The organism is Pantoea sp. Morm (genome assembly GCF_016643525.1).
Lineage (GTDB): Bacteria > Pseudomonadota > Gammaproteobacteria > Enterobacterales > Enterobacteriaceae > Pantoea > Pantoea dispersa.
In genome coordinates, this window is the sequence record NZ_VOQX01000194.1 from 1 (window position 1) to 2776 (window position 2776).

General features: G+C 52.1%; 4 protein-coding genes and 1 pseudogene. 3 read left to right on the plus strand and 2 right to left on the minus strand.

What is annotated here, in order from left to right; translation table 11 throughout:
• Nucleotides 1-109: twin-arginine translocation signal domain-containing protein (locus FT726_RS26640; protein WP_346303783.1), on the minus strand; the 109-nt coding region annotated here is incomplete at its 3' end.
• A gap of 177 nt (nt 110-286) precedes the next feature.
• Here FT726_RS26640 and FT726_RS26645 point away from each other — a divergent pair.
• From FT726_RS26645 to speD, 3 genes are all read left to right on the plus strand, one after another.
• Complete coding sequence (locus FT726_RS26645; protein WP_007888732.1) at nt 287-634, plus strand: YacC family pilotin-like protein; 348 nt, start codon at nt 287-289, stop codon at nt 632-634.
• A 108-nt stretch (nt 635-742) separates the two neighbouring features.
• Nucleotides 743-1606 carry a polyamine aminopropyltransferase gene (gene speE, locus FT726_RS26650; RefSeq protein WP_166934092.1) on the plus strand — a complete coding sequence of 288 codons (864 nt, stop codon included), beginning with the start codon at nt 743-745 and terminating at the stop codon, nt 1604-1606.
• 5 nt (nt 1607-1611) lie between these two features.
• Nucleotides 1612-2421, plus strand: coding sequence for an adenosylmethionine decarboxylase (speD, locus tag FT726_RS26655; RefSeq protein WP_058960874.1), 810 nt, complete (start codon nt 1612-1614; stop codon nt 2419-2421).
• A gap of 118 nt (nt 2422-2539) precedes the next feature.
• Here speD and FT726_RS26660 read toward each other — a convergent pair.
• Nucleotides 2540-2776 (minus strand): annotated as a pseudogene (locus tag FT726_RS26660) (DeoR/GlpR transcriptional regulator); the annotation flags it as partial.

Here is a 2776-nt window from a genome sequence, read left to right on the forward strand (position 1 = left end):
GGATCAGTAACAGCGGGCGCGTAGCCGCCATTAACGAACGGCTCCACAAAGGCAGCGCACCTGCCGCGCTGAGTGCGGCGGTCAACTTTAGAAAATGACGACGTTGCATATTCTTATCCTTGTCGTGAATAAGGGCACAGCGTAAACCTTTACCCTGCGGGAGGGTCAAGCCCCTTAACAGAATGCGCTGATAAAAACCGTGGGAATGCCCCATTTGGGCAAATTTAGCGGAATCCCTGCAATAACTGTGCTAACGTCAATAAATTGTCCATTGTTGAGAATGATTATGACGAAAAGCATCAAGATCCTGCTGCTGGCGGGACTCCTTGGCTTCTCCTCCACCAGTTTTGCCCTGAGCGAATCCGAAGCAGAAGATCTGGCCGATCTGACCGCGGTGTTTGTTTACCTGAAGAACGATTGTGGCTATCAGGATCTACCCGATGCGCAAATTCGCAAAGCGCTGGTGTTTTTTGCCCAGCAGAATCGCTGGGATCTGAGCAATTACAGCAACTACAACATGAAGTCGCTCGGCGAAGAGAGTTACAAAGATTTGAGCGGTATCGCCATTACCAATGACAAGAAGTGTAAGTCGCTGGCGCGTGACTCGCTGAGTCTGCTCGCTTACGTCAAATAGCCCGCCATCCCGCTCTGCTGCTGAAGATTTGACCGTGCAACCACGGTCAGATTTCGCTATGCTTTTTCCCCTAATTTCATGGCGATGACATTCGAGGAGAGCCCCATCATGGCCCAGAATGAAATGTGGTATGAGACGCTTCATGCCGGATTTGGACAGTATTTCACGGTAGATAAACTGCTTTATCGCGACAAAACGGCGCATCAGGATCTGGTGATATTTGAAAATGCCGCTTTTGGTCGTGTCATGGCGCTGGACGGTGTGGTGCAAACCACCGAGCGCGATGAGTTCATCTACCACGAAATGATGACCCACGTGCCAATCCTGGCGCACGGCAAGGCGAAACGCGTGCTGATCATTGGCGGTGGCGATGGCGCCATGCTGCGCGAGGTCTCACGTCACCAAACGATTGAACAGATCACTATGGTTGAGATCGATGCCGGCGTGGTGAGTTTTTGCAAGACGTATCTGCCCAATCACAGCGCCGGTGCCTACGACGATCCACGGCTGAATCTGGTGATTGATGATGGTGTGAATTTCGTCACCCAGACGCAAGAGAAGTTCGACGTCATTATTTCCGATTGCACCGATCCCATCGGTCCCGGTGAAAGTCTGTTTACCTCTGAATTCTATGCCGGCTGTAAACAGGCGCTGAATCCGGGCGGAATCTTCGTGGCACAGAATGGCGTCTGTTTCCTGCAGCAGGACGAAGCGATCAACAGCCATCGTAAACTCGGCCATTACTTCTCCGACGTCAGCTTTTATCAGGCGGCGATCCCCACCTATTACGGCGGCATCATGACGTTTGCCTGGGCAAGCGACAACGAGACGCTACGCCAGTGGGATGCAGACACCCTGCAATCACGCTTTGACGACGCGGGCCTGCGCTGCCGCTATTACAATCCCGCTATTCATGTCGGTAGCTTTGCCTTACCGCAATATCTGCTGAATGCCTTGTCGTGTGAGGAGTGACGAAATTGCAAAAGCTGAAACTACACGGCTTCAATAATCTGACGAAGAGCCTGAGTTTTTGTATTTACGATATTTGCTACGCCAACAGCGAAGCGGAGCGTGATGGCTACATCGCCTATATTGATGAGCAGTATAATGCGAATCGCCTCACCGAAATCCTGACGGAGACCTGCTCAATCATTGGTGCCAACGTGCTGAACATCGCGCGACAGGATTATGAACCGCAGGGTGCCAGCGTCACCATTCTGGTCAGCGAAGAGCCGATCAATCCGCAGGATATCGATAAATCTGAGCATCCGGGCCCGCTGCCCAATTCGGTGGTGGCGCATCTGGATAAGAGCCATATTTGCGTGCACACCTATCCAGAAAGCCATCCTGAGGGGGGGTTGTGCACCTTCCGCGCCGATATCGAAGTCTCCACCTGTGGGGTGATTTCGCCGCTTAAGGCACTGAATTACCTGATTCACCAACTGGAATCGGATATCGTTACCATTGATTATCGCGTGCGTGGTTTTACCCGTGATGTGAATGGCTTAAAGCACTTTATCGATCACGAGATCAATTCGATTCAGAACTTCATGTCCGAGGATATGAAGGCGATGTACGACATGGTGGATGTGAACGTCTATCAGGAAAATATCTTTCACACCAAGATGTTACTGAAGGAATTTGACCTGAAATACTACCTGTTCAATACCAGGCCTGAAGAACTCAACCCGCAGGAGCACAAGCGCATCACCAATCTGCTGTGGAAAGAGATGCGTGAAATCTACTACGGCCGCAATATTCCGGCGACGGGATTGAAGCTATCGTAGTGGGCTGCGATTAACGGGTGCGCATCAATGGGCACCTACGCAAGCAAATGTCGGGGCAGGGCTAGCATTGGGTTAACCCTGTTGCTGAAGGGTCGCCTTTGATGGCGACCTTGTTACATCAGGCTGTCAGCTGCAAACCAATGCCACGCTCACGCAACGCGCGACAAACTGCGTCGTCGAGACGCGCATCCGTCACCACATCGGTCAAACTATCAATCGGTGCGGCGCAGTATAGCGACCAGGAACCGTACTTACTGCTGTCAGCCAGCAGAATGCGGCGGCGCGCATTCGCCAGCAGATCCATCTTCAGACCGGCTTTATCTTCCGTCTGCGTCGTAATCCCGCGTTCGATACT